The organism is Intestinimonas timonensis, from assembly GCF_900626145.1.
Taxonomy (GTDB): domain Bacteria; phylum Bacillota; class Clostridia; order Oscillospirales; family Oscillospiraceae; genus Intestinimonas; species Intestinimonas aquisgranensis.
The window spans coordinates 1,047,800-1,070,847 of record NZ_LR130816.1 but is presented as its reverse complement, the minus strand read 5'-3'; the positions used below and the strand labels follow the sequence as shown (position 1 = coordinate 1,070,847).

Below are 23,048 nucleotides of genomic sequence, written 5' to 3'. Positions count from 1 at the left end.
TACGCCCCCTTCTCAGTTTACAATAGATCGGCACTACTTAAAAGGTTGAAAAGCATCTGGGCCACCTCCGCCCGGGTCACGGCATCCTGAGGTCGGATGTTCAACTCTGTTTGGCTTAAAATTCCCTCTTGGTAGCAGAAGGCAAGTTGGGCTCTGGCCCATTCGGCGGAGGTCATGTAGTCTGGGAACTGGGCCAGCATATTCCGCACTGCAGCCGTATCCATTTCCGTTTCCAATCCACACAGTTGTGCCGCGCGGGACACCATGACGGCGGCCTCCTGCCGGGTGATGGTTCCATCCGGGTTGAACCGCCCCTCACCCACGCCGTTGATGAGGGCGTATGTGCTGGCGGCCCCCACATAGGAGGCGTACCAGGCAGTGGAATCCACATCCACAAAGGCGCCGGTATCCACCGGCGTTAGTCCAAGAGCCCGCACCACGATGGTTGCAAACTCCGCCCGTGTCATGCTTCCTGTAGGATCAAAATTGCCATCTGACTTGCCATCAATGATACCCCGAGCGGCCAGGGCCTCGATGGCTGTGATCTGGTCGCTGAACACGATATCCGGGAAGGTCTTGCCCGGCGATGTGATGGGCTGGGCGGTCACGGCAGGATCCTTGCCTTCCAGGCCCTGCCCTTTGGCCGTCTCCGTCTCCACGGCATCGGGGATCGAAAGCGCATCAGACATGCGGTAGAGACTGCTGTTCCCCTCTGCCGCCCGCTGGGCGGCCACCAGACCGTAGAAGCCCTGTTCTGTAGCCATCTGGTTGGAGCCGGAGCCCGACTGGGTGTGCAGGAAGCCCTCCCCCTTGCGGTAGAAGGTCATCAGATTGTCCAGCATGGTGTTTCCATTCTTTACAAACCGGGGGTCATCCAGGTCAATTCCCAGCTCACACAGGGCAATGATCATTTGAACGCAGCTTTCCGCATTGGCGGTTCCCCAAGAGGAAAAACCTCCGTCATCGCTCTGCTGCTCGGACATACAGGCCAGCGCCTCCTGGGTGGCCTGGGCCACCGCGGGCTGATCCTGATACTTGGCCAGGGCCTGGAGCGCCATGCCTGTGATGTCCGGATCCGCTGTGCCGTCGCTGGCCGTTTCAGATTCTGTCCCGCCGAACAGGCTCCACCCGCCATCTGGAAGCTGGCACTCCAATATGCGGTCAATATACATCTGTCGGGTGGCCTGGGTCTCCGCCTCAAGGTTCTTCGGCATGGGGTAGCTCGCGCTGTCCAGGGCGATGAGGGCCCAGATAGGGCCGTTAAGCCCCTGCCAGATGGTCTTTTCATAATCCCCCAGCGGCTTTGTCAGGTCATAGCCTGCCACATCCCGGGCATCCTTTCCAATGGCGCTCAGCGCCACAATGACTCTGGAGTACTCCGTGTACTTTTTGTCGTGGAGTACACCGTCACACGCCTCCACATACTCCTCTACTGTGGCGTAATAGTCCTGATAATAGCTGTCCGGCACCTCATAGCCGCTCCGTGCCAGACCTAGAACTGCCCACTCGCCGCCGATGGATCCCACCTGGGGATCCTGAACCATAGTATAAACATATTTTGCCGTGTCTTGGACAGCCGCAGCTACCTCACTATTCGTCACGGCGGCATGGGCCGGCACACTCATCCCTATTGCCATTGACAGTGTCATAAGTGCGGCGGCGCATCTTTTCCAGATTCGTTTCATCCCGCTCCTCCTTCCATGCTGATTGTGGCAGCAATATCTCCCGCCAATGTATTTGTCTCCTGTGTTCCTTTTCCATGCGGCCATTCCTCACACCGCATCAAGGACTGTTTCCATTTTGTGTTTCGCTTCATTGCCTCAATCTCCCGGCGCCGGTTGGCCTCTCGCCGCTCCTTACGTGGTTTCTTCAGGCCTGCAGCCACCAACGCCTTCGGCCAGTTACCGAACCGCTCGATCAAAAATACACGGTAGACGCAAAACACCTCTTTTTTGCTGGGATTATGTCCCAGACGCTCTGCTGTCTCCCGAAGAATAGATAACAGTTCTTCATTGGAGAAGGCCGCATACAGCTCCCCTCGAGCCTGTTTGCCCATGAACATGATCCACTGCGATGGTTCCATCCATCCTGCATCCTCTGTTTTCCCGCTCTCCTCCGCCGCTGTCTGTGACAGGGCCTGTTTCAGCCGGATAATCTCTCTGGATCTCATCTTCTGCTCACCCTCCATCAAGGACAAGCGGGAGCCCATCCGTCGGATGGGCTCCCGCGCTTGCTTTTTCCTGGCCGTACCCATCCCGCACAGCCAGATCCTGTGATTCCCCGGCTGTTACGGGAGGGGTAAGCCTGCGGCGAATTTCACGCACTTTTTTGTCATGATTTCCGCTTTTGCGCCCCTGGATTCGTCAGGAACGACTTTCCAGAAAGCGCATCAGGATCGTTGCCACTTCAGCGCGGCTTGCCTGGCCCTGAGGATCCAAACGGCCGCCATCCTTGCCGGTGATCAGTCCTTCCGCATAAGTCCACTCAATAGCCCGGGCCGCCCAATCGGAGACTTGCTCACTGTCCGGGAAACCGCCCAGCCCGGATGCACTGCTGACATCCCAGCCCTTGGTTTTGGCATAGCGGTACAGGATCGCAGCGATCTGCTCACGGGTCACGCTGCCGTCTGGATCAAAGGTCGTGGCGCTGGTGCCGTTGACAATCCCGGAGCCACTGGCCCATACCACTGCGTTGGTATACCAGTTTCCCGCTACCACATCGTTAAAGGGCTTGGTGCTGTTCATCGTGGGTCCACCCTCCATTCGCCAAAGCACCGTCACCAGCATGGCGCGGGTCATGGTATCATTGGGCGAGAAGGTGGTGGCGCTGGTACCGTTGAAAAGCTCATTGATATAGGCATAGACCACCGCGTCATAGAACCAGTCACTTTCTTTCACATCAGTGAATGGCAGCCGGATGGGCGGGACAGCTACAAAGGTGCTCAGGTATGTTGTTGTGACCTCTACCCAAAGTTGGTTGTTCTGTCTCCTGCACAGTCCTGTCTGCTCATCCACCGCGCCGCTTTCACTGATCTGGTACACGACACAGCGTTCACCGGTCTGGAACAGGCTTTCACTCACAGGCAGGAGCAGGGTAATAGCGCGTCCGCCGAAGCTGGTGATGGATTTACTGCCGGAAGTGATGGTCACTTCAGTGACACTGGCATCCTCCAGGCGGTCTGCTGGGATATCCGCTTTGTTCGCCAGAAGGGTTCTGGCTTCGGAAGATGGATGCTCCTCCATACGGACAGTCAAATCCTGCCCGTTCGCCTCTTCCAGGATCTTTGCTAGAGTACTGTTGGGAATATTCGTTTCACCAAGGTGTGTGCGAACGGCCAGTCCGGCATCCGTCTCGTCGATCACGCCGCTGAGCGCCCTTCGGGGCAGCTCCACGGAGATGTCGGTCGCCCGCTCCGCACCGGTGGGTGCGATAACGATTAGAGTAGCGCCGGCCTCCACAGCCTCCTCCAGAAGGGTATTGAACTCCGCAGATGTCACGGTGGCAACGGCCTTCCCATTGCTGTCCACGGTCGCCTTGGGTTCCAAAAGAATCTCAATCCCGTCCAGCTCAGGCATGACAAAATTGCCATCAATGACCGGCAGTTCGTCGGGCTTTACTGCTCCGGTTTCAATCAGCCAAAGCCGCAGGGCTTCGTACCGCTCGGCATCTTCCGCAGTGATATACGTTTTCTGTTCCTCGTTCAGATTTTTATAAGCTGCCGCCGCCTCCTTTACCTGCTGAATCAGACGCGTACTGGGCGTGCTGCCCCGATCCACCTTGGGCAAAGCCCTCAGCAGCTCTTTCACGTCGTCGATCTGTTCATAGAATTTTACTTTTGCCTCTGCTTCCTCCAGTTTGTCCAGAAGCGTCCGGCTCACCTTTGCCTTGGAATCACTGCTCAGCGCATGATAGGCGGCTCGTGCAGCCGCTACCTTTGCAGCCTGCGTTTTGTAGTTGGCATAGGTGATTTCCGGCAAAGACTCGATCATCTTAATGACCGCTTCCGCACTGTTGTTGCTGACCACTGTTATGGTGTAGCGGGTCGCCGTGTAGTTGACCGCATCCGAGCCCTGATTGTTCATGGAGGGCCAGGAGGGCTCGCCCACGCCGATGTAGAGGACGTCACCAGGCTTCACAGTGATGCTCTGCGTCCGCTTGTAATAGGCGGAGTCGCGGTTGTAGTGGTTCAGGAATGTCTTGACCAGATAGTTCTTGTTGATGGCGGTGGGGGTCACCGTGACCCGTGCGCTCTTGCCGGAGATGCTCAGGGTATATTCCAGGGTGTCGCCGTCAAAGCGCGGTGTAAGTGTCCCTCCGCTGATGCGTAGGTCATCCAGGCTTGTATCTGTGTTGCCCCAGAGGCTTCCTACATCCGCGCCCAAGTTGCAGGTGTAGACGATGTTCAGGTAATCGCCGTCACCCAGCTCATAGTTGCCGCTGCCATTGGCCCGGAAGGACTGTAAGCCCTCGTTGACGAACCAGTCGTTGAGGGTGCCCATCCAGCCGGCTCCCCTAGCGCCATCGAACTCAGCCAAGCTGGGCTCGCTGCTGTCCTTGCGGCCATTCCTGTTCTCGTCCACATAGATGCCGGAGAGATAGGTGATGTCATAGCCGCCGGTGTCGCTGGCGCCGGTTCCCCACCAGGAGTAGCCGTCCAGAGCCAGGGCCTTGAGCACGCCGGTCATCATGGTGTCCCGTGCGCACAGATCATACCAGCCGGACACCAGGGTGCCGCGGAAGTCTCCACCGCTGTAGGTGTTGTTCTCAACGCTGATATAAACCGAACCGATGACCGGGCCGAAGTCCGGGATCTCCGTTCCCCGCCGGAAGGTCGCACGGATCTCATGATCCGCATCCACCTTGCGGAAGGTGTAAGAATCCACCGCACCCACAGATCTCCAGTCCACCAGAACGTCATCTACCACATAGCCCTCATCAGGCGTGATATAGTACGTCTGGCTGCCGCCGGCCGTTACCTCGGTCTTACCCGCGGGCTCGATCCTGCCGCCAGCACCGGCCGTAGCCGTGATGGTGTAGATCTCTTCCATGGCATCCGCCAAGACAACGAAGGTGCTCAGATGATCTACGCTAACTGTCACATAGCGCTGGCCATCTGAGATGACGCACCGGCCAGTCAAGGTCTCCACCGTACCATTGTCGCTGATGACCAGGACGTCATACTGCTGGCCAAGCGTGAAGTTGCTGCCCACTGGGATCATAACGGTCAGACCATGCCCACCGAAGGTGGTCAGCTCCTGGCCACCCACTGTAATGGTGACTTCCACCGCGGTGCTGTTGGTCAGGTCTGTGCCGGTGGGAAGCTGCTCTGCCACCGTAAGAATGGATGTCTCCTCCACACGGATGATCAGCTCTCCAGGGTCCTGGATACTGCTCAGGACTTCCTCAGACAGTGTGACATTGCCCTTGGGCGTCTGGACGGCAAGGCCCGCAGCTGCCTCGGCGATGGACTTTGCCGAACCGGCGGGGAGCACCACGCTCACCGCGCGGGTGCTGGGGCTGACCTCTGCCGGGATGACGGTGATGGTGTCGGCGCTTGTCTCCTTCACCGCCTTGACCGCCTCGCTGATCGCGTTCTCTGTGATCGTTGCCGTCTGTGTGTCCCCTTCAGTAGTGACCTCCTGCTCGATCACAGGGGTGAGGGCCTCAAAGGTGACAAAGACGGTATGATCGCCTGTGACGTTTTCCAGCGTGTATGTCTGACTTTTGCCCGCAGCATTGGAGAGCTGCTGGCTCTCTTCCGTGGGGACAGCCTCTGCAGAAGTCTCCGTACGCTCCGCACCGCAGTCCGGGCACACATAGACGGCGATCGTCTCCGTGGAGGCTGCCGCATCTAGCTCCCAGCTATGGGGGGCCAAAGTAGACACACCCTCCAGGCCGCAGTCTGCACACACAGCCCAGTGCATCCCGCCGCTGTGGGCCATCTGGGTGAAGCTGTGCTCCGCATAGCCGCCATAGGACAGCCCGCAGTCCTGGCAGACCGCCAGGGCCGTGCAGGTGGCCGTGCCGCCGTGATGGTCACAGGGGGCGGTGCCGCCCACTGTCTCGTTGTAGCCGCACACCTGGCAGACCGCATCCTCCGTAGCGGGGGCTGCTGCATCCACCGGGGTCAGCCCGCTGCCCATGTTCATGAGCAGCATTGGGTGGATACCGGCAAGGCTGAGCAGGCTGTCCTCCGGGTTTGTAGATTCTGCAGGGCATTCCTCGGTTTCATCATTGGTTTCTGTCGGGGCGGTCTCGTCCTCTGTTTCCTCGGCGTTGCTGCCCTCAGCGGGCTTGGTCTGCGCGTCGCCGCTTATCTCGGAATCCGTTTCTTCTCCACCTGTCTGGTCATCAGCCTCCTTCTGTCCGTCTGTTTCTTCAGGTGTAGATCCTTCGTCCTGAGAACTGGTTTCTGTGCCGCTGTTCTCGGACTCTGGAGCCGTGTTGTCACCGGCCTTGGGGATCGTCACCCCGTCTCCGGTGCCCGGGGTAGTCTCTTCTTCGCCACCGGTCTCCGGCACGGTCTCCCCGCCGTCAGACTCAGGATCTGTGGTCTCGCCGGTCTCCGGGACTACAGGCCCTCCCTCGGGCCCTGTCTCCGAAAGGGCAGAGCTCTCCCCGTTTTCAAATACGTGGGGCTCCACAGCGCTCTTTTCTCCGCAGACCAGGCAGATGTGCCAATGGCCTGTGGCGTCCGACTGCCAGCCGCTCGTGTACTGGTGGGCTGCCAAGCTGGTCTCCACACCGCTCTCCAGCACTTCGCCGCAGCTTCCGCAGATGGTATCTCCGGTGTAGCCCGGCTCTGTACAGGTGGCCGTCCTCCGGCCGATGACGACTGTTTCACCGATATGCGTCCCATCCGCGCAGGTCTCCGCGGCCTCGGTCTCCTTGATGAGATCGCTGTCGGAGATAATATCCATCCCGTTCTGGGCAGTGCTGCCTCCGGCCCACACCGAGTTCCCGTCCACCTGGATGTCCGCGATCTGATGGCCTGCATCCGGGGTGATAGTAAAGGTCACATCCTCGCCGTTTTCGACGGTAACTGCGCCGGACGGGTCGATACTTCCGCCTGCCCCTGCCTCGGCATGGATCGTGTGCGTGTCGCCGGGCTGGCTGGGGAACACATCGGTCATGTCGTACAGGGAATTCTTGTTGTTTTTGTAGCGGTCATAAGCCACCAGGGCATAGGCCGCCTGCTCAGAGGCCATCTGGTTGGTGCCGCCAGTCGCATGGCTGAAGCCGCCATCCTCCTGCTGGTAGCTCAGCAGATCCGCCAGGACGCTGATGCTGTTCTTGGTAAAGGCGCTGTCGGTGGCAGCGTCTCTGCCCAGAGCGGCCAGGGCCACGATGACCTGGGCGCTGGATTCGGCGCTTCCGTAGCCTCCGGTGCTGTTCTGAGAGGTGGAGAGGAAGGCCACCGCATCGTCCACGGTTTTCTTGAGATCATTATAGGTATGCACCGTGTCCAGTGCCGCAAACCGGCTCTCGTTGAGGTAGTAGGGAGCAAGGGCCTGCACCGCCATGGCGCAGACATCCACGCCACCCAGCTCGCTTCCGCTCCCAGTGTCCACCTGGTCCGGGTTGTAAATGGGCCAGTTGCCGTCGGATTGCTGCTTCTCGATGAGCAGGTCGATCCATGCCGCCCGGGCTTCGTTGCCCTCGGGGTCATCCCGGTAGTTGTCGGAATCCAAGGCAATGAGGGCCCAGATGGTACCGTTGTTGCCCTGCTCCGAGACCTGATAGGCATAGCTGCCGCCCGTGTTTTTGGACGCCTCGAGCAGGGGTACCACCAGATCGTAGGTGACGTCGCCCACCTGGAAGTGCTCCGCGTCCTCCCCCAGAGAGGTCAGGGCCAGGACGACCCGGGAGTACTCGGTGTGCAGGGTCTGGTCAGCTGACTGATCCAGCTTTCCACCCCACTGCTGCACATACGTCCGCAGATTGGCCAGGTAATTGGTCTGGGTAGTGCTATCCAGCGCACCGGCTCTGGCCTGGGCCAACACGGCCCACTCGCCGTTGGTCGACCCGACGATTGGACTGGAGACGGTCTCCGCCAGATAGCTCAGAACTTTGTCCAGGGCCTCCCGATAACCGGAGGTGTCCTGTCCGCCGCCCTGAAGGGCCTCCAGCGCAGCTTCGGCAGCCTCCAGCTCGCTCAGGTTGGAGACCATGTCCTTCTCGGGGAACTGTCCGGTATAAGCTGTATAGGCGGAGCGCGCCTCGGTGATGGCCGTTTCGCTCTCCAGGGTGACCTCACCGATGGCTGCGATCTGCTTTACCACCGCCAATGCGGCTTCCGCATTGCAGAGGGTGTTGTATCGCTCTGCCACTAGGGTCTTTTGCGTCTCCGTCAGCGATCCATAGGCCGCTTTGGCCGCGTTGATGACGTTCTCGCTCTCCACCGTGACCAAGGTACCAATGGCGTCCACCTTGTCGTTGAAAGTCCGCACGGCTTCCAGATCTTCACCGCCCTGCTCACCGCCCACGGCCTCCACGGCCTGGTTCAGCTTGTTCACATCGGCGCTGACCAGGTATGCCTGCTGTGCAACAGACAATTTTTTATAAGCGTCATTGGCTTGGTTCACTGTTTCGCGCCAGTCACCCGGAGCAGCCTGAATGGTTTCCAGGGCCGGAAGGGTGCTGATCAGGCGCTCTACCTCGGCGATCTCTTCAAAGAAGGTCACCCGTGCCCGCAGCATTTTCAGCTTTGTGGTGTCACCCTGATACCCGCTGGTGGAGACCGCGGCTTCCAGGATGGTAGCCGTCTGGCCGTACGCTTTGTAATTGCTCTGGGTCACCTGACTGTCCTGAGGCAGGGAGCTGATCGCATCTGCAAGGGTAGCCACCTGAATAGTATACTTGGTGCCCCGGTTGCCGGTGTTCATGGTGGGCCAGCCGCGCTCGCCCACGCCCACATAGAGCGCATCGCCGGAGGTGACCGAGATGGTCTCGCCACTCTTGTAGCGGGCGCTGTCCTTGTCATAGCTGTTCAGGAAAATACGGGTCTGGAAGTTTTTATTGACCGCCTCCGGCTCTACCCGAAGCGTCGTATATCCATCGGGGACGACCAGCAGGTAGTCAGTGACGTCGCGGGAGAAGGCGGGCGCCAGTGTGCCACTCGTGATCTCCAGTGCCGCCAGGCGGGTATCATTGTTGTTCCAGGTACCGCCCAGATCCTCGCCGGCGTTCAGAGAGAATACGATGTGGATCTCGTCGCCGTCTTCCAGCCCGCCGTTTGCATAGGTAAAGGCATGGAATCCCAGGTTGGTAAACCAATCATTGAGGGTCCCCATCCAGCCGGCGGCAGTACCGCCCTGCTTTTCCGCCAGGGTCTGGCCGTCTTTGGACACACTGGACAGATAGGTGATGTCGTAGCCGCTTGCAGTTGTGCCGCCGGTACCAGTCCAGGTATAGCCCTGGCTCTCCAGGACCTTGAGCACCACGGTCATCATGGAGTCGTTCTTACCCAGTGTGTACCAGCCATCCGCGATGGAACCCGGGCCATAAAAAGCACCCTGGGCATAGGTCGTGTTCTCCATGATCACATGGACTCGTCCCACTGTCTCGCCGGAGTCGTAGCTGACCTCGCCCACATCCTCAGTATTCCCTGCGGCCAAAGCCATGGCGCTGAGGGCGGCCTTCCGGGCCTCCGCGACCTCAGTGTTGGTCTGAGCCGCCTTGACTGCCTCGATCCCCGCCGTCATTGCCTCTTCGATCTTTACTAATGTGGCAGCAGGAAGTGAACTGTCTGCGCGGTATTGCTGATACTCGGCCTTCAGAGCGGCAATGGCTGTCTCCTTGCTTTGCTCCAGTCCCTCGGTGTCCCCGGTGCGTAGGAATTCCTCGTACTCCGTCCGGGAGACCATTTTCAGGCTGATGTGGTAGCTGCTGCCCTCGGCGGCGTCCTCGGGAACCTGCCAGGTGGCCAGGTAGTAGCCGCTCACGCCGCCGTAGACCGCCGGCTCAAACAGTTCCCAGGTCGTCCCGTTATCCACCGACCACATGGGCCAGTACTGTTGCTCCGTCGTATTCAGATAGAGCCGGACGTAGACATAGTCCCCAGCCTTGGCTGCCATGCTTTCTGCGTATGGCCGGGCATCGCCCCAGTTGGGATCCGGAATGGTGCCATTGGGCTTTTGGTGGGAGGTCCAGTTCCAGTTGGGCCAGTTATATAGGGCCGCTCCGCCGTTGCCGCTGAAGGTCCCCTGGATCGTGGCGAAGGGATATTCGGTTTCCCCTGGCTTATAGAAGGTCACCGTCACGTTGGCCAGCTTGGTCAGGCTGTCCGTGTCCAGGGCCGCGATCTGCTCCAGCTTGCTGGTCTCGTTGGGTGTCAGCAGGGACTTCTGGTAGTCGTTCAGGGCGGCATAGGCCGTCTGGATACCGGCAACCAGGGTCTTGTAGGTCTCGTCCATGCCGGACAGGCCGCTGGGGATCAAAGCCAGATCCGCCCGCAGAGCGGCGAGGATTGCGGTGTGGTTCACGGCGGCGGACGCCGCGGCCCGCAGGGCTGCATAGTCCACATCGTACTGATCCATCAGTCCGGCAAAGTCTGTAGCCGCCGCCAGGTTGGTTTTCAGGGTGTTGTACAGCGGCACAAAGGTCTCCTCATAGTACCCGGCCGCGAAGTCGTAGTCGTGGTACTGGCTGAAGAAGGCCTCCGCCTCCGCCGCCTTTTCCGTCCGGTACTGCTCCACCAGATCCGCCCCGACCTCCGCCTCCGCCACATAGAGCGTCATAAAGCCGCCGACGTAGAGGGAGGGATAGGTTCCGATGGTGGTCTCCTGGAAGATGTCGGTGGAGGTGAGCACATCCTCGTTTAAGTCAAAGAGGGCCACGGTGTACCAGCCGGGCTTGGTGAAGACGTACTCCAGGGAACCGTCCGCCCCGGTGACCGCCGTGCTCTGCTTGGCGGGGACGGAGAGCGTCTCTGTTTCACTGGGCTCGCTGACGAAAAGGGTCAGCCCTTCTCCGCCGAAATCCTCACCCAGATGGCTGTAAGACGCACCGGTGACCGTTCCAGTGAAGGCCGCCTTGTCGCCCACAGCCACTTGCCCCGCCGGCCCCTTGATTTTGATCAGGGCAAAGCTGTCCGAATAGTCGGTGGTGCTGTTCGACGGATAGGTGCTCCACTCCGAGGTGGTCTCGCCGGTGGATGCCTCCATCTGCTCAGCTGGGAGCGCGTAGCGCACCACCAGCACCTTGGCGCCGTTCGGGATCTGGATATCCGTTTTTTCCAGATCCTTTGCATAGGAGGACGCCACCCACTCGCCGTTGAGGTAAATGGCCAGCAGGGCGTCGGTGTCGCTGTCGTTGGTGGCACCGGCCGGTAGGGTGTTGTCGTGGGCCTCTCGGTAGGTGATCCCGGCCTGTTCCAGCGCCGCCGATACGGTGGTGCTCCCCGCCGCCAGGGTCATGGACAGCTCCTCATAGAGCGCCGTCCCCCCCTCCCGGAAGTCCGGGTAGCGGGCGATCAGGTTGTTCACATAGGTGAAGGAGCAGGTGACGTCCCCGCTGCTGGCCAGCTGGAGCCGGGCGTCGATCAGGGCATCGAGATGCGGCTCAAAGAGGGCCAGCATACCGTAGTCCGCCCGGGTCCCGCCGGCAAATTTGTGCTCCATGTCCTCCGCTAGGGTGCCGTAGGCCGCCGTGTACGCGCTCCAGGACTCCGGGGTATAGTCGCTTTCCGTCAGCCGCGCCGGGTCATAGGCGTTCAGCAGGTTCTGTGCCTCCTGCCTGCGCGCCTCATAGACGGTGTAGTACTCATCGTAGAGCCCCTGCTCGACCAGGACTTTTGTCCAGCGGTACGAGTTCGACGCGTAAACCTGATCCACCAGGGCGTCCGCTTCGTCCTGCCTGTATGCCGTATTGGCCTCAGTGGCGTTGCCCTCCTCATCAAACAGGCTGTCCAGCAGCGTCACCATTTTGCCGTACAGGCGTTCCCCCTCCGCCCATGAGGCGGCGGTGTAGTCCGACTCCTTCAGCTTCTGGTAGGCCTGCACTGCCTCGTAGAGCCTGGTGGCGTTGACCTGGGTGGTGGGAATCAGCTTATCAGTTGCAGCCTGCAAAGTCGCTTTTGTTTCCTCAGAAGTCAAGTAAGCGACAGCATTATCTATATCACCTTGAGTTGCATTTTCACTATCAAAAACATCTCGAGCGGGTTGAATAATTGCATACATATCCGCCCAAAATCCGTTTATACTCGTTTCCACCCCGTTCCATCGGTCATCTTCTGTGTAATAGTTTTCCTGTGCTGGAAGGGCCTCTGACAGCGCCTGCTCCAAAAGCTCTTTGTCCACACCGTATTTTGCAAATGTAAGGATAGGATATCCATCATTTATATTCTCTGTGTCTTTTGCAAAATACTTGCTGCCCAACGCAACGATTGCATCATCACTTTTAAACCATTCATCGGTTTTCGCAGTAGCTTTATTATCTGACTTACCCTCAACAGAATAGTAACAATTTATTACGGTTGCAGATGTTGAGGCTCCACAAATAGATTGCACTGCGTTTTTAGAGGTCGTAGTAAGAGGAGTATTTACAACGTAACAGTTTTCGATAGTTCCCTTGCTATAGCCACAAATGCCGCCAATTTGATATTTGTTATTCAGTTCAGTTATGATATTATTTATGCTGTAGCAGTTTATGATTTTCCCACCATTATCATTGCCACAGATGGCTCCTGATTTTGCCATTAGATTTGCGTTCGTTTCTACTAAACTGTCCTCGACATGGCAGTTGATGATTTGACCATTGTCGTTATAGCCTACTAAAATAGCTGCATAGGGATTATTAACCTTTTTTTTCGAGGTCATTGATACCGAAGAGTAACTCATGCCAACATTCTGAATGACACCAGTCGCACTCAACTCAGCAAACAGGCCCTGTTTTGCAACCGTTGCTCCCGAAATATATAAATTGGAAATTTTGTGGCCTTGTCCATCGAACGTTCCGCCGTAAGCAGGTATTGCAGTCCAGGAACCTGCTGTTTTGCCGCAAACAGTGGACAGGTCAATATCTGCCGTCAGCACAGCGTTAGCAGTCGTATTTCCGTTTGATACCTGCTGCTGAAACCACAGCAAGTCTTCCGCGGTTCCGATCTGATACACTCCATCGCTATCTGCCTGCGGTTCCGTCGCATCAACTGCAAAAACAATAGCCGGCGGAAGCATTCCCAAGAGCGTAACAAATGCAAGAAATGCGGAAATCAACTTATTTACATTTTTCTTCATACTTTTTCATATAGCATACAAGGGCAGCCGCAAAACGCGGCTGCCCTTGTATAACCTCTACGCGGCAAGCTGGAGCAGCACGATATACGGGGAAGCTGTACCGCTCTGCACGATGATTTGGACATTATGAACTGCGCCATCGGACAAATCTATGGTAGCAGTAGAAGTGGCGACACCATTAATGAAGATGTAGGTGCCGCCAGATACGCTGATCGTAACAGAATCCATCTCAAGACCCTGCAAATTAACAGTAGTCCCGGCATCACCCGCGGTCAATCCAATATCGCCGGCTTCGCTCAATTCAACAGTAGGAACCGCGCCGACACCAGAGCCGCTCCCCGTCACCGCGTAAATACCGCACACCTCAGTGGAGGTCTCGCCGAAGATGGAGGGGACGGTGAAGATCGGGGCATCCCCGGAGGAGACATTCAGCGCCGCAGAGGTGTACACCCGGATCTTGGAGATGGTGGTCAGACGGACGGGCTCTCCGTTCTCGTCCACCGCCCAGGAGATGTCATAGGCATTGCCGCCGGTGGTGTTGTAGGTATAGGGGTTGACCGGCGTGCCGTAGTTGGTGCCGTTGGGGGTGATGTCGGCATAGCCGAAGGCGTAGTCGGCCGTGGCGTCAGTGTCCCGCACCAGGGTCACGTTCTGGTAGGTGATCTGGGTCTGGTCGGCACTGATGACCACGTCGTTCACGCCGCCCCACACGCCGTTGGCGCCTAGGTAGCCCTCACTCTCCTCCGGCCACCAGGCCACGTTGGTGTTGGTGTTGAACTTGGTCCAGCTGCGCAGGGTCACGCCATTCCGCTCGATCTTGTACCAGATGCCGGCAGAGGTAAATTCCCCGCTGGCCGATGTGACCTTCTTATAGGTCACGTCCACGTTGCGCAGGGTCTCGTCGGCGTAGTAGAGGGAGCCGGCCAGCTCGTACCACCCGGCGGTGCCGTTCACAGGGGTGCCGTAGACCTTGACGGAGGCCGCCTCGGGGTTGCCCACAAAGGCATTGCCGTAGACGATGAAGTCCACGCCGTAGGGGGTGGTGTCGCTGTTGGTCACGTTCATGTCGTATTCCACATAGCCGCCGGCGGCGCCCAAGGACACGCCGGTGCCGGAGTAGCCGCCCACCACCTTGGGGGTATTGCCGGCGGAGGCGGTGCCGTCAGAATAGGGGCTGCCCCACATATTGCCGTTGGCATACTGGCCGATGGGCAGGTAGCCGTTCAGGCCGGTGGGGGTGCCATCGCTTTCCGGGTAGTCCGACTTGGGGGCGCTGAACTGGATGGTGACGGTGCTGGAGCCACCAGTAATGGTGACCGTACCGGCACTCTGGATCTTCAGCGTGAAGAGGTCGGCGCCATTCTCCTCAGTGGTGATCGAGTTGTGCAGCATCTCCTCAGCGTCCACATAGGTAGCAAACTTCACGCCATCGCCCGTCAGGGTCAGAGACGTGTCGCCGCAGTCGGCGTACAGGCTCAGGGTGTCGGGGTAATAATACGCCGCGTCAGAGCCCTCGTAAACTGCCGTGTATGTGCCATTGGAGCCCTCCAGGCCCATGGCATTTTCCGGCCAGGTCGACTCATGCGCGGGGTCACCAAACCCAAGGGTGACGCCGCCGTAGGTAACAGAAGTGTCTGCTGCCAATACACTGACGCTGCAAAGGCTCAGCACCATGGCCAGAGCCAGCAGCATGGCTGTGAATTTTCTCGTTTTCATACCCAAAACCTCCTTAAAAATATCCCGCTGGTTTAGGATCCCGCATGTTCTCTCGTGTTTCCCTGTCTGCCCTTCGCCTCCTCCCTTCGCCGGTCGATAGAGAAACCTCAATGGTTCAAATCCATGTCCGGCCGCCAATGCGGCCGCCGCCGCGCTCCTGTCACAAAGCGCAGAGGCCGCCGTATCGGTGGCCCTTCATACGCGCCTGTCTCCGCCAGACACCAATACCGTTCCTGTGCAGTTGCCGGTTCCGCATTGCTCCACGTCTCTCCGCCGTTGGTGGCTCGGCCGGTCTCCCGGCGTCCTGGCCTACTCCGCTCACGGAATATCGCTTTCGGTGCTGGGTATTCAGTTGTCGGCCGCGAACCGGCCATATGAGACGGGCGAAGGCCCGCTGGTTACAGAAAGGACATCGGCATAGGGTTCCCTATGCCGGAAGGAGGGATTCCCTCCTTCTCTTTATGGTTTTCCTGCCTTCTCCGGATGCTCCCCTGCCTCCTGTTCACGGAGCTCCCGGGCGTAGAGCCGCGTTTGCCGCTCAAACTCGTCTTGAAAGATCTTCCGGCTGGTGATGGGCCTCTGCCGCTTTGGAGAAGGCAGCCCCGCCGCCGCGATCACATGTTTCCAGCCGCCAAAACGGGAGGAGATGTAGGCTCCGCCGATGATCTCGCCGGCGTTGGGCGTAAAGCCAAAGCGGACCGCCTCCTGTCGGACGTATTCCAGCAGCATATCGTCACTGCCCTCGGCATGTTCCTGTGCAAACTGTACGTTCAGAGCCCGCAAGGCCTCTTTGGTCCGTCCTATGACCTTTCGGTTAAATGACCGGCCTTCTTGGAATGTTTTATTCTCCACGGGCAGTCCCTCCAGATACAGGTACAGAGCGGTTCGTTCCCTCCGGCACCAAACAAAAAAGACAGGCGCATAAAATGCGTCCGTCTTTATCCCCAATGGTATGGAAGAAAAAAGCGGACGTATCATCATACGTCCGCTTTTGCTCCTTTTCAGGGCGTGAAAGGGTACACTGATCCCGTGTACGCCTCTCATCTGGCGTTTTTTGTCAGAGCAGTCCCGAAACCCGGGATTGAGCTCTTAGTAGGTCTTCTGACTGATGTGTCCCGACGGCCATATTGACCGCCCTTGCATACCCGCCGCCTTCCCAGCTAAGCCATTACGACCGCCAGTGACCTGCTTTCGCAGAAAACGGATATACTCCACAATCACAGCTATTGAATTGCGCGTCCCCGCAGCTTTCGCCGCGGTTCCTGCCGCAAAACATGTCCAGGAATTACACCTGATTCCCTTGTTCAGCCGAACAAGGATGCGTGTCCGCTCCGGTGTTCCAGAGCCGGGTCGCGCATTTGCCACAAAAGCCGGATGCAGTATTCAGTTTTGGGCATTTCCTGCCGGATCGAGAGATCACTGATACACATGGGAGCAATCGTTCTCATCTGTACCAAATTATAGCACCGCAGAGCTCTTAAGTCAATGAAAAGTTATCAAAAATCGTTTTTTCGTCAAAAAACGTACGAAAACAAAGCCCCCCGGTATTTTCTTTTTAAAAAATCCGGCGGACCACTTTCCGCCGGATTACCCATGCAAAAGGTGGACGCAGTGCCGATATCTCCGCTTTGAAGGGTAAACCAACCAAAGCCTTTTCTGAACCTTCAAAAAAGACGAGATACCGACAAAGCATTCCACCTTGATGCTCTTGTCCGCCACAAGGTCGACATTCCTGGCTCACGGCTCCAAGCCGCACACAGTAGAGATAAGACTGCGCCGGAATTTCACCGGCTTGCCGTTTCAGACGCCCTGCGGCGCCACCTTATGACATTCCTATATTTACTTATTGTAACCAGCATAGCAGTTTCCTGTTGTGCTGTCAAGTGGGGGATTCTTTATTGCTGCCTGATTTTCTTAATTTGATGCGGAGCCTCTGTGCTTCCGAGCCTGTGAGCGGCGCCCTGCCCAGTTGAAAGAGCGCATTCCGCAGTGAGCCGAAGTTTTCCGACAGCTCATTTCGCAGCGACGGAGAGAGCTCGTCCCGGAGCGGAGAGCGGCCCAGTCTACGGCAGATCTCCTCCAGGCGCGCCAGCAATTTGCTCTGTTTGGCGGTAGGCGCCTGTATCAAGGTAAGTACACAGCTCCCAGCACATATTCGCTGCTGGTACTCCCACTTTGCCCGCGCTTCTTCGTCCCCTGACAATGGTGTTAGGCCAGCAGCCTCCAGAATACTTCCCCAGCTTCGACAGCCTGTGCGGAGTGTCAGCCGCAATGGTTCCGGAACCTCTTCCCGTAGCGGGGTACGTCCCAGGTGTCCAGCGAGTCTCTCCATCTCTCTTATCTGTTCGGGTTCTGGAGGCTCTACGTGGAGCGGGTGGTCTTCCAGCCACTGGTCGAAGGTTTTCGCAGCCATCAGGACCTGATTCCAGGCACCAAAATGGGTGCGGAGCAGCTCCGCCTCTGGTATTTCACGCCGCAGCGGCGGTACCCCGCAAGTTACCCATCGCTCTGACAACACCAGAAGTGCCCAGCCTACCTCCGGCTGTTGTGTGAGCATAGCCATCCAGTCTGCTGTTACTGCCTGTTTCTCCACGCCGTGCCGCAATCCCGCCGCCCGGAGCGCGGCGGGCCAGGTTCTAAATCGGCGCTTCAGATACGCCCGGTAGAGCGGAAAAATATCCTGCTGTGTGGGAGTCCGGCCCAATTCTTTTGCTCTTTCAGTTAGAATTGCCACCAAATCCTGGATGGGATAGCTTTCGCAAATTGTCCGCCCCAACGGCTTATCCGGCGCATAATCCCGATATTCCTGCCGGAGATATGCTTCCGAAACTCCCTCTTTTGCCAGGCCCTCCACCACCTGTTGGTAATAACATACTTCTTGCGGTGTGAGATACGGGGGATGCTTGATCTTTTCTCTGGCCATCATTTTCTCCTCTTAGAGCCGGCACTGTTCCGGCACATCTGCTCCCTCTTCTGCCGGCCACAGCTTCCTTCCTGACAGGTGAAGGATCTTTGTACAAAAATGCTTGCAGAGAGCCATGTCATGGGATATAAACAGGTACCCAAGCCCCTTTTCCCGCTGGATTTCCTGCAGTAAATGGATGATCTGGGCCTGTGAGATGACATCAAGCATAGAGGTCGGCTCGTCCAGCACCAGGAAAGAGGGTTTCAGAAGCATGGCACGGGCCAATGCCAAACGTTGAAGCTCACCGCCGCTGAGCTCCGCTGGTCGGCGCTCCAAATGCTCATCATAGATGCCATACCGCTCCAGATAGCCGCACAAAGTTTTCCGAGAGTAGGGCATCTTTAAGAATAGGTACGGCTCCTTCATGCTGTCCGCCAGTTTCATCTTGGGGTCAAAAGCCACCTCCGGGTGCTGAAAAAGGATTTGGATCCTTTTGCGGGGTTTGCCTCGGTAGGGGTAGGTCAGCTTTTCTCCATCCAACCGCACTTCTCCCGTGGTAACAGGGAAGAGTCCTGCCAGGATCTGACCAATGGTAGATTTTCCACTGCCGCTGTCTCCAAAAATAGCCAGTGTCTCTCCTCGGTCAACCGTAAAAGAAATGTCCTCCACGATCATGGGCCCTCGTGCGGAATAGCGTTTGGATACCTTTATCGCCTCAATGAGCATACTTCCAACACCTCACAGCCCGCTCACCCACTTCAATCAGCGGCGGTGCCTTTCTACACTGCCCCGTTCTCCATGCGCAACGGTCATAAAAATGGCATGCACTCTGGGCAATGGTATCCTTCCTGGGCGGTGCAAACCCCATATTTGCCTGTAGACCATTCTCTGGAAGAGCGTCCAGCATAGCTCTAGAATACGGGTGTAGAGGTTCGCCAAAGAAAGAAGTACTGTCACCGCTCTCAATCTGTTGGGAGGCATACATGACTACCACACGGGACGAAATAGTCTGTGCGAAGTGGAGATCATGAGTGACACAGAGCAGCGTGCGCTCTCCCAATCTCTGAAAGGCATCCTCTACCAGAGCGATGCGGTGGCGATCCAGGCCTTTGGTAGGCTCATCTGCCAAAACAAGTCCCGCCCCAGCAGCTATGCCCATGGCGATCAGCACCCGCTGGCGCATACCGCCAGAGAGTTGGAAGGGATAGCTGCGGCACAGGGCCTCACTTTGTTCCAGTCCAAAAGATTCCAGCAACATGGCAGCCTGAACCAGCGCCTCCCTCCGGGTACAGCGCTGGTGCTTGCGGATAGTTTCGCAAAGCTGATGCCCCACAGTAAAAAGGGGGTTGAGCCCATTTCCGCTGCCTTGGGGGATATAGGCGATCTCCTTCCCGCGGATTCGGTTGAGTTCCTGCTCCCGACAGCCCAGCAGTTCCCGACCGTTGAGTCGGATAGAACCGGTGATCCGCGCTGAGGAGGGCAGCAACCCCAGTGCGGCAAGCAGCAGGACGCTCTTTCCGCTCCCCGTTTCCCCCACCACCGCCAGACGATCGCCGTCATATACCGTAAATGTCGTATCACTCACTGCCTCAGGGTTGTCGCCGAAGCGGATGGAGACTCCCTCAATTTCCAGCATTGACTTTCTCCTTTCTGTCTCTTATACGTACGGGACCCTCGCCGTAATAGCTTAACAGCATAAACCCAAGCACGGAGACGGAGATGCAGAGAATGGGGGGCACGTACCACCAGTAGGCCCCGTTGATAATCCCATTGCGGAAAAAGGCATAGTGCAGGATGCCGCCCCAACTCTTCTGCCCGATCACACCCAAGCCCAGAAAACTGAGACTGGCCTCTGTCAGCATGGCGCTACCCACAGATAAAACAGCCCGAATAAAGACGATTTCTCCAAGATTGGGCAGAAGATGCCTCGCCATAATATAGAACCCACCGGCTCCCATGGTGCGCTCGATCTGAATAAAAGGCAGGATCTTGAGTTGCTGTACCCGGCTGCGGATAATGCGCGCCGTAGAGGTCCAAGCGGTGATACAGATTGCAAGAATGATGTTCCATACACTGGCATCCAGGAAAGCCACAAGGATAATTGTCAGGGGCAGCGAGGGCAGCGCCATCGCCACATTTGTGGCTTGCATGATGACCCGATCTACCCATCCACCCAGATACCCTGAAAGGATACCCAAGGCCGTGCCCACAATTGTTACCGCTAAAGCGGAGACTACACCAATCAGCAGGGAAATGCGGGTACCGTAAATAAGCTCGCTGAGAATATCCTGACCGATATCATTGGTGCCCAGGGGATGCTCTGCCGAGGGCCGAAGGTAGGGGATCCCCAGCTCGTAGGGGTCGTGGGGTGCCAAAACAGGGGCCAGTATGGCCACCAGCAGCACCATGCCCAGGATGACCACTCCCGCGATCACCCGGCCGTTGCACTTTTTAAGCATGGTGTCCCTCCTCCCGGATCCTGGGGTCGATGCACATATTGAGGATATCAGCCAGCAGATTGAAGAGTACAACACAAACGCCGATGAACAGGAAGCACGTCTGGAGCATAGGGAAGTCCTTGGTATTGACCGAGTCGTAGATCAATGTCCCCATACCCTTCCAGGAGAAAACGACCTCTACCAGCATAGAGCCTCCCAGGATATGGCCGAACTGCATACAGACGGAGGTAAGATAAGGACAGAGGGCATTTTTCAGCACATGCCGCCGGAGGACCTGGCCCTGGGTTAAACCCTTGCTCCTGGCCATCGTGATATATTCATCGTCCCGGATGCTCTGTACCGTACTCTTCATGAGCATATAGTAGGAGGAAGTCCGGAGAACCACCAAGATCATCAGGGGCAGGGTCATATGCCACAGGATATCTATGGCCTTCGCCAGTCCGGAGAGCCCGCCGGAAGTGATACCGCTGATAGGAAAAAGGCCCAGTTGGAAGGCAAAGGTCATAAGGACGAGGATCGCCATACAGTTGGTCGGGATCGTGTTGAGGAAGAGCATGATGGGAGAGATGATGGTGTCCAGATGCCCCCCCTTTTTCCAGCCGGCCCGCAGTCCGAGCGTGCCGCCCGCCAGCGCGGAGAGCACGATGGCCGGAATCGTGAGCAGCAGTGTCCAGCGCATCCGAAAGGCCACGGTCTCCAGCACAGGCAGTTTGGTGCGGTAGGAATTGCCGAAGTCCAGGCGGAGAGTCTTATTGAGGTAGGTCACATATTGGACCGGGATGGGCTTGTCCAGCCCGTACTCCCGCCGGACCTCCTCAATGACCTCCGGCGCCTCGGCTTCCAGGCGCAGATACTCGTCCTCCCCGATGATATGGACCACCGGATCCCCCGGCATAAAGCGGACCAGAACAAAATTGATCGTGATGATACAAAAGACGATGAACACGGCCTCCAGCAGCCGTTTGCCAAGGAAAGAAAATCGCAAGGGATCGCCCCTCCTTTTCAGTTATAGACACGCGGGGGCACATTTGGTGCCCCCGCGCTGAGAAGGCCGTCAGGAAATGGGCCTGAGATTGTACCAGGTCTCGCAGTTGATCACACCCCAGCCGGGGTAATTGATCCAGCCCTCGTACTTATCGGTGCGGTAGGGATAGTAGGCGGTGTCCCAGCACAGGGCAATGCCGATGACTTCCTCCGAGGCGATGTGCTGGAGTTCCTTGACATACTCAGCGTAGTCCTCCGGCCCCTGGGCGTTGAGCATGTTGTTGTAGGCGGTGTCAAAGTTCTCCAGGTCGCAGGTACCCCACATGCTTAGATCGTCGTCAAACATATACAGGAAGGGTGTCTTGTAGAAGGACACGCCCTGGGTAGCATAGCAGATGTAGATCTCATACGCTCCATCGTTTCGGATCTGCTGCTCATGGTCGGAATTTCGTATACTCTCCTCATCCAGCGTACACTTGACACCCACCTCCCCCAGGTTGGTCACGATGATCTCCGCGATGCGCTGGTAGAGCGCGGCCTTGGTGGCATTGTACTGCGGGGTAACCAGCACATCCATGGGGCTTCCGTCCGGCATCTCCCGCCAGCCGTCGCCGTCTACGTCCACATAACCGGCGACCTCCAGGATGGCCTTGGCCTGTTCCTGATCCTGGGCCAGCTGGGGCAGGCTGTCGTCGTAGGCAATGCCCGCCGGGGAAATGATACCTTCGCTGGGGATCTGACCGTCCTCTCCGCCGATGGTGGTGGCCAGCAGCTCATAGTTCAGCGCATAGCGCACGGCCCGGCGGAACTCCAGATCGTCGGTGGGCTGCTTGTTGAAGCCGAACAGGATCTGAAAGAGCCCCATGTTCATTCCCTTGCCGGGATCGACCCCCTCCACGCCAGTGATAGACGGCAGCATGGTGGGTGGAATAGGATTGGAGTAGTCATACATGGCGTCGATTTCCCCGTTGCGCAGGGCCATCACCAGCGCATCCTGCGTGTCGTAGCTGCGGACTGTCACGCTGCGGACCGTGAGTTCCCGGCCCATGTAGGTCTCTCCCACCGCCTCATAGTGCATGGTCTGAGCATCCTCGTCTACTCTTACCAGCTTGTAGGGGCCGCAACCGATGGCGGTATCCTCGCCCGTGTAGCTGGCAGGATCTTCAATGTTCTCCCAGATATGTTTGGGATACATGCGCACGAAGACAGCGGAATTGCCCAAGGTGAAGTACGCCGCCCCGTCTGCCACATGGAACTCCACAGTGGTCTCGTCGATCTTCTCCACGGAAGTAATTTTGGAGAGATAGCCCGAGTTGAGCCCGTCGTTCATCAACTCCACCGAAAAGATGACATCGTCGATGGTGAACGGTTCGCCGTCGTGCCAGGTGATGCCCTGGTCAGTGGCAAAGGTGGCGCGGATGATGTTTCCGCCGTCCAGGATCTCCCAGGAGGTCATTAGGTTTGGCTGCATCTCGTTGTTTTCATCCCGGGTCAGCCAGGTCCCGGCGCAGAAGGCATTGTAGTTCATCCGGCCGAACGAACCGCTCTCCGACGCTAGGCTTCTGGGCGTGACCTCCTTGCAGATGCCGATTTTCAACTCCTCCACCACATCGGAGGCCGCCTGGGTCTGGGCGGGAGTGGTCTCAGAGGCCGGGTTTTCTTCGGTGGAGGCTCCGCAGCCGGCGGCACTCAGAGCCATGACGCCCGCCAAGAGCAGCGCCAAAAGCCGCTTCTTCATTACTATCTACC

At 57.7% G+C, this 23,048-nt stretch carries 11 protein-coding genes and 2 riboswitches; all 11 genes read right to left on the bottom strand.

Translation table 11 applies throughout. The features are described from left to right. Nucleotides 1–17 precede the first annotated feature (17 nt). Complete coding sequence (locus tag E0E29_RS05215; RefSeq protein WP_242622375.1) at nucleotides 18–1,526, bottom strand: S-layer homology domain-containing protein; 1,509 nt, start codon at nucleotides 1,524–1,526, stop codon at nucleotides 18–20. A gap of 155 nt (nucleotides 1,527–1,681) precedes the next feature. Beyond that, on the bottom strand, nucleotides 1,682–2,170 hold the full coding sequence (locus E0E29_RS05210; protein WP_130848931.1) for a homing endonuclease associated repeat-containing protein: 489 nt from the start codon (nucleotides 2,168–2,170) through the stop codon (nucleotides 1,682–1,684). Nucleotides 2,171–2,363: 193 nt separating this feature from the next. After that, nucleotides 2,364–12,068, bottom strand: coding sequence for an S-layer homology domain-containing protein (locus tag E0E29_RS05205; protein WP_130848930.1), 9,705 nt, complete (start codon nucleotides 12,066–12,068; stop codon nucleotides 2,364–2,366). 1,224 nt (nucleotides 12,069–13,292) lie between these two features. Then, nucleotides 13,293–14,951 (bottom strand): hypothetical protein, encoded by a 1,659-nt coding sequence (locus tag E0E29_RS05200; RefSeq protein WP_130848929.1) that lies wholly within the window; start codon nucleotides 14,949–14,951, stop codon nucleotides 13,293–13,295. A gap of 459 nt (nucleotides 14,952–15,410) precedes the next feature. Next, complete coding sequence (locus E0E29_RS05195) at nucleotides 15,411–15,803, bottom strand: homing endonuclease associated repeat-containing protein (RefSeq protein WP_130848928.1); 393 nt, start codon at nucleotides 15,801–15,803, stop codon at nucleotides 15,411–15,413. A gap of 242 nt (nucleotides 15,804–16,045) precedes the next feature. Further along, nucleotides 16,046–16,252, bottom strand: a riboswitch (cobalamin riboswitch). Nucleotides 16,253–16,655: 403 nt separating this feature from the next. After that, a riboswitch (cobalamin riboswitch) is annotated at nucleotides 16,656–16,791 on the bottom strand. A gap of 39 nt (nucleotides 16,792–16,830) precedes the next feature. Then, nucleotides 16,831–17,874, bottom strand: a complete 1,044-nt coding sequence (locus tag E0E29_RS05190) for a homing endonuclease associated repeat-containing protein (protein ID WP_130848927.1) — start codon at nucleotides 17,872–17,874, stop codon at nucleotides 16,831–16,833. Nucleotides 17,875–17,886: 12 nt separating this feature from the next. Then, nucleotides 17,887–18,531 carry an ABC transporter ATP-binding protein gene (locus E0E29_RS05185; protein ID WP_242622374.1) on the bottom strand — a complete coding sequence of 215 codons (645 nt, stop codon included), beginning with the start codon at nucleotides 18,529–18,531 and terminating at the stop codon, nucleotides 17,887–17,889. A gap of 40 nt (nucleotides 18,532–18,571) precedes the next feature. Then, the gene (locus tag E0E29_RS05180) at nucleotides 18,572–19,492 is read right to left on the bottom strand and encodes an ABC transporter ATP-binding protein (protein ID WP_130848925.1); all 921 of its coding nucleotides are present in this window, start codon (nucleotides 19,490–19,492) and stop codon (nucleotides 18,572–18,574) included. Then, nucleotides 19,479–20,315: an ABC transporter permease gene (locus E0E29_RS05175; protein WP_130848924.1), complete on the bottom strand. Its 837-nt coding sequence runs from the start codon at nucleotides 20,313–20,315 to the stop codon at nucleotides 19,479–19,481. The genes E0E29_RS05180 and E0E29_RS05175 overlap by 14 nt, the downstream gene beginning before the upstream one ends. Continuing rightward, complete coding sequence (locus E0E29_RS05170; protein ID WP_130848923.1) at nucleotides 20,308–21,300, bottom strand: ABC transporter permease; 993 nt, start codon at nucleotides 21,298–21,300, stop codon at nucleotides 20,308–20,310. The genes E0E29_RS05175 and E0E29_RS05170 overlap by 8 nt, the downstream gene beginning before the upstream one ends. A gap of 69 nt (nucleotides 21,301–21,369) precedes the next feature. Then, nucleotides 21,370–23,037, bottom strand: a complete 1,668-nt coding sequence (locus E0E29_RS05165) for an ABC transporter substrate-binding protein (protein WP_130848922.1) — start codon at nucleotides 23,035–23,037, stop codon at nucleotides 21,370–21,372. Between the last annotated feature and the right edge of the window lie 11 nt (nucleotides 23,038–23,048).

What these genes read in the sequence shown, in the direction of transcription:
- E0E29_RS05200 (WP_130848929.1), bottom strand. Translation starts at nt 14,951, where the DNA reads ATGAAAACGAGAAAATTCACAGCCATGCTGCTGGCTCTGGCCATGGTG.
- E0E29_RS05210 (WP_130848931.1), bottom strand. Translation starts at nt 2,170, where the DNA reads ATGAGATCCAGAGAGATTATCCGGCTGAAACAGGCCCTGTCACAGACA.
- E0E29_RS05175 (WP_130848924.1), bottom strand. Translation starts at nt 20,315, where the DNA reads ATGCTTAAAAAGTGCAACGGCCGGGTGATCGCGGGAGTGGTCATCCTG.
- E0E29_RS05185 (WP_242622374.1), bottom strand. Translation starts at nt 18,531, where the DNA reads ATGATCGTGGAGGACATTTCTTTTACGGTTGACCGAGGAGAGACACTG.
- E0E29_RS05180 (WP_130848925.1), bottom strand. Translation starts at nt 19,492, where the DNA reads ATGCTGGAAATTGAGGGAGTCTCCATCCGCTTCGGCGACAACCCTGAG.
- E0E29_RS05190 (WP_130848927.1), bottom strand. Translation starts at nt 17,874, where the DNA reads ATGGCCAGAGAAAAGATCAAGCATCCCCCGTATCTCACACCGCAAGAA.
- E0E29_RS05165 (WP_130848922.1), bottom strand. Translation starts at nt 23,037, where the DNA reads ATGAAGAAGCGGCTTTTGGCGCTGCTCTTGGCGGGCGTCATGGCTCTG.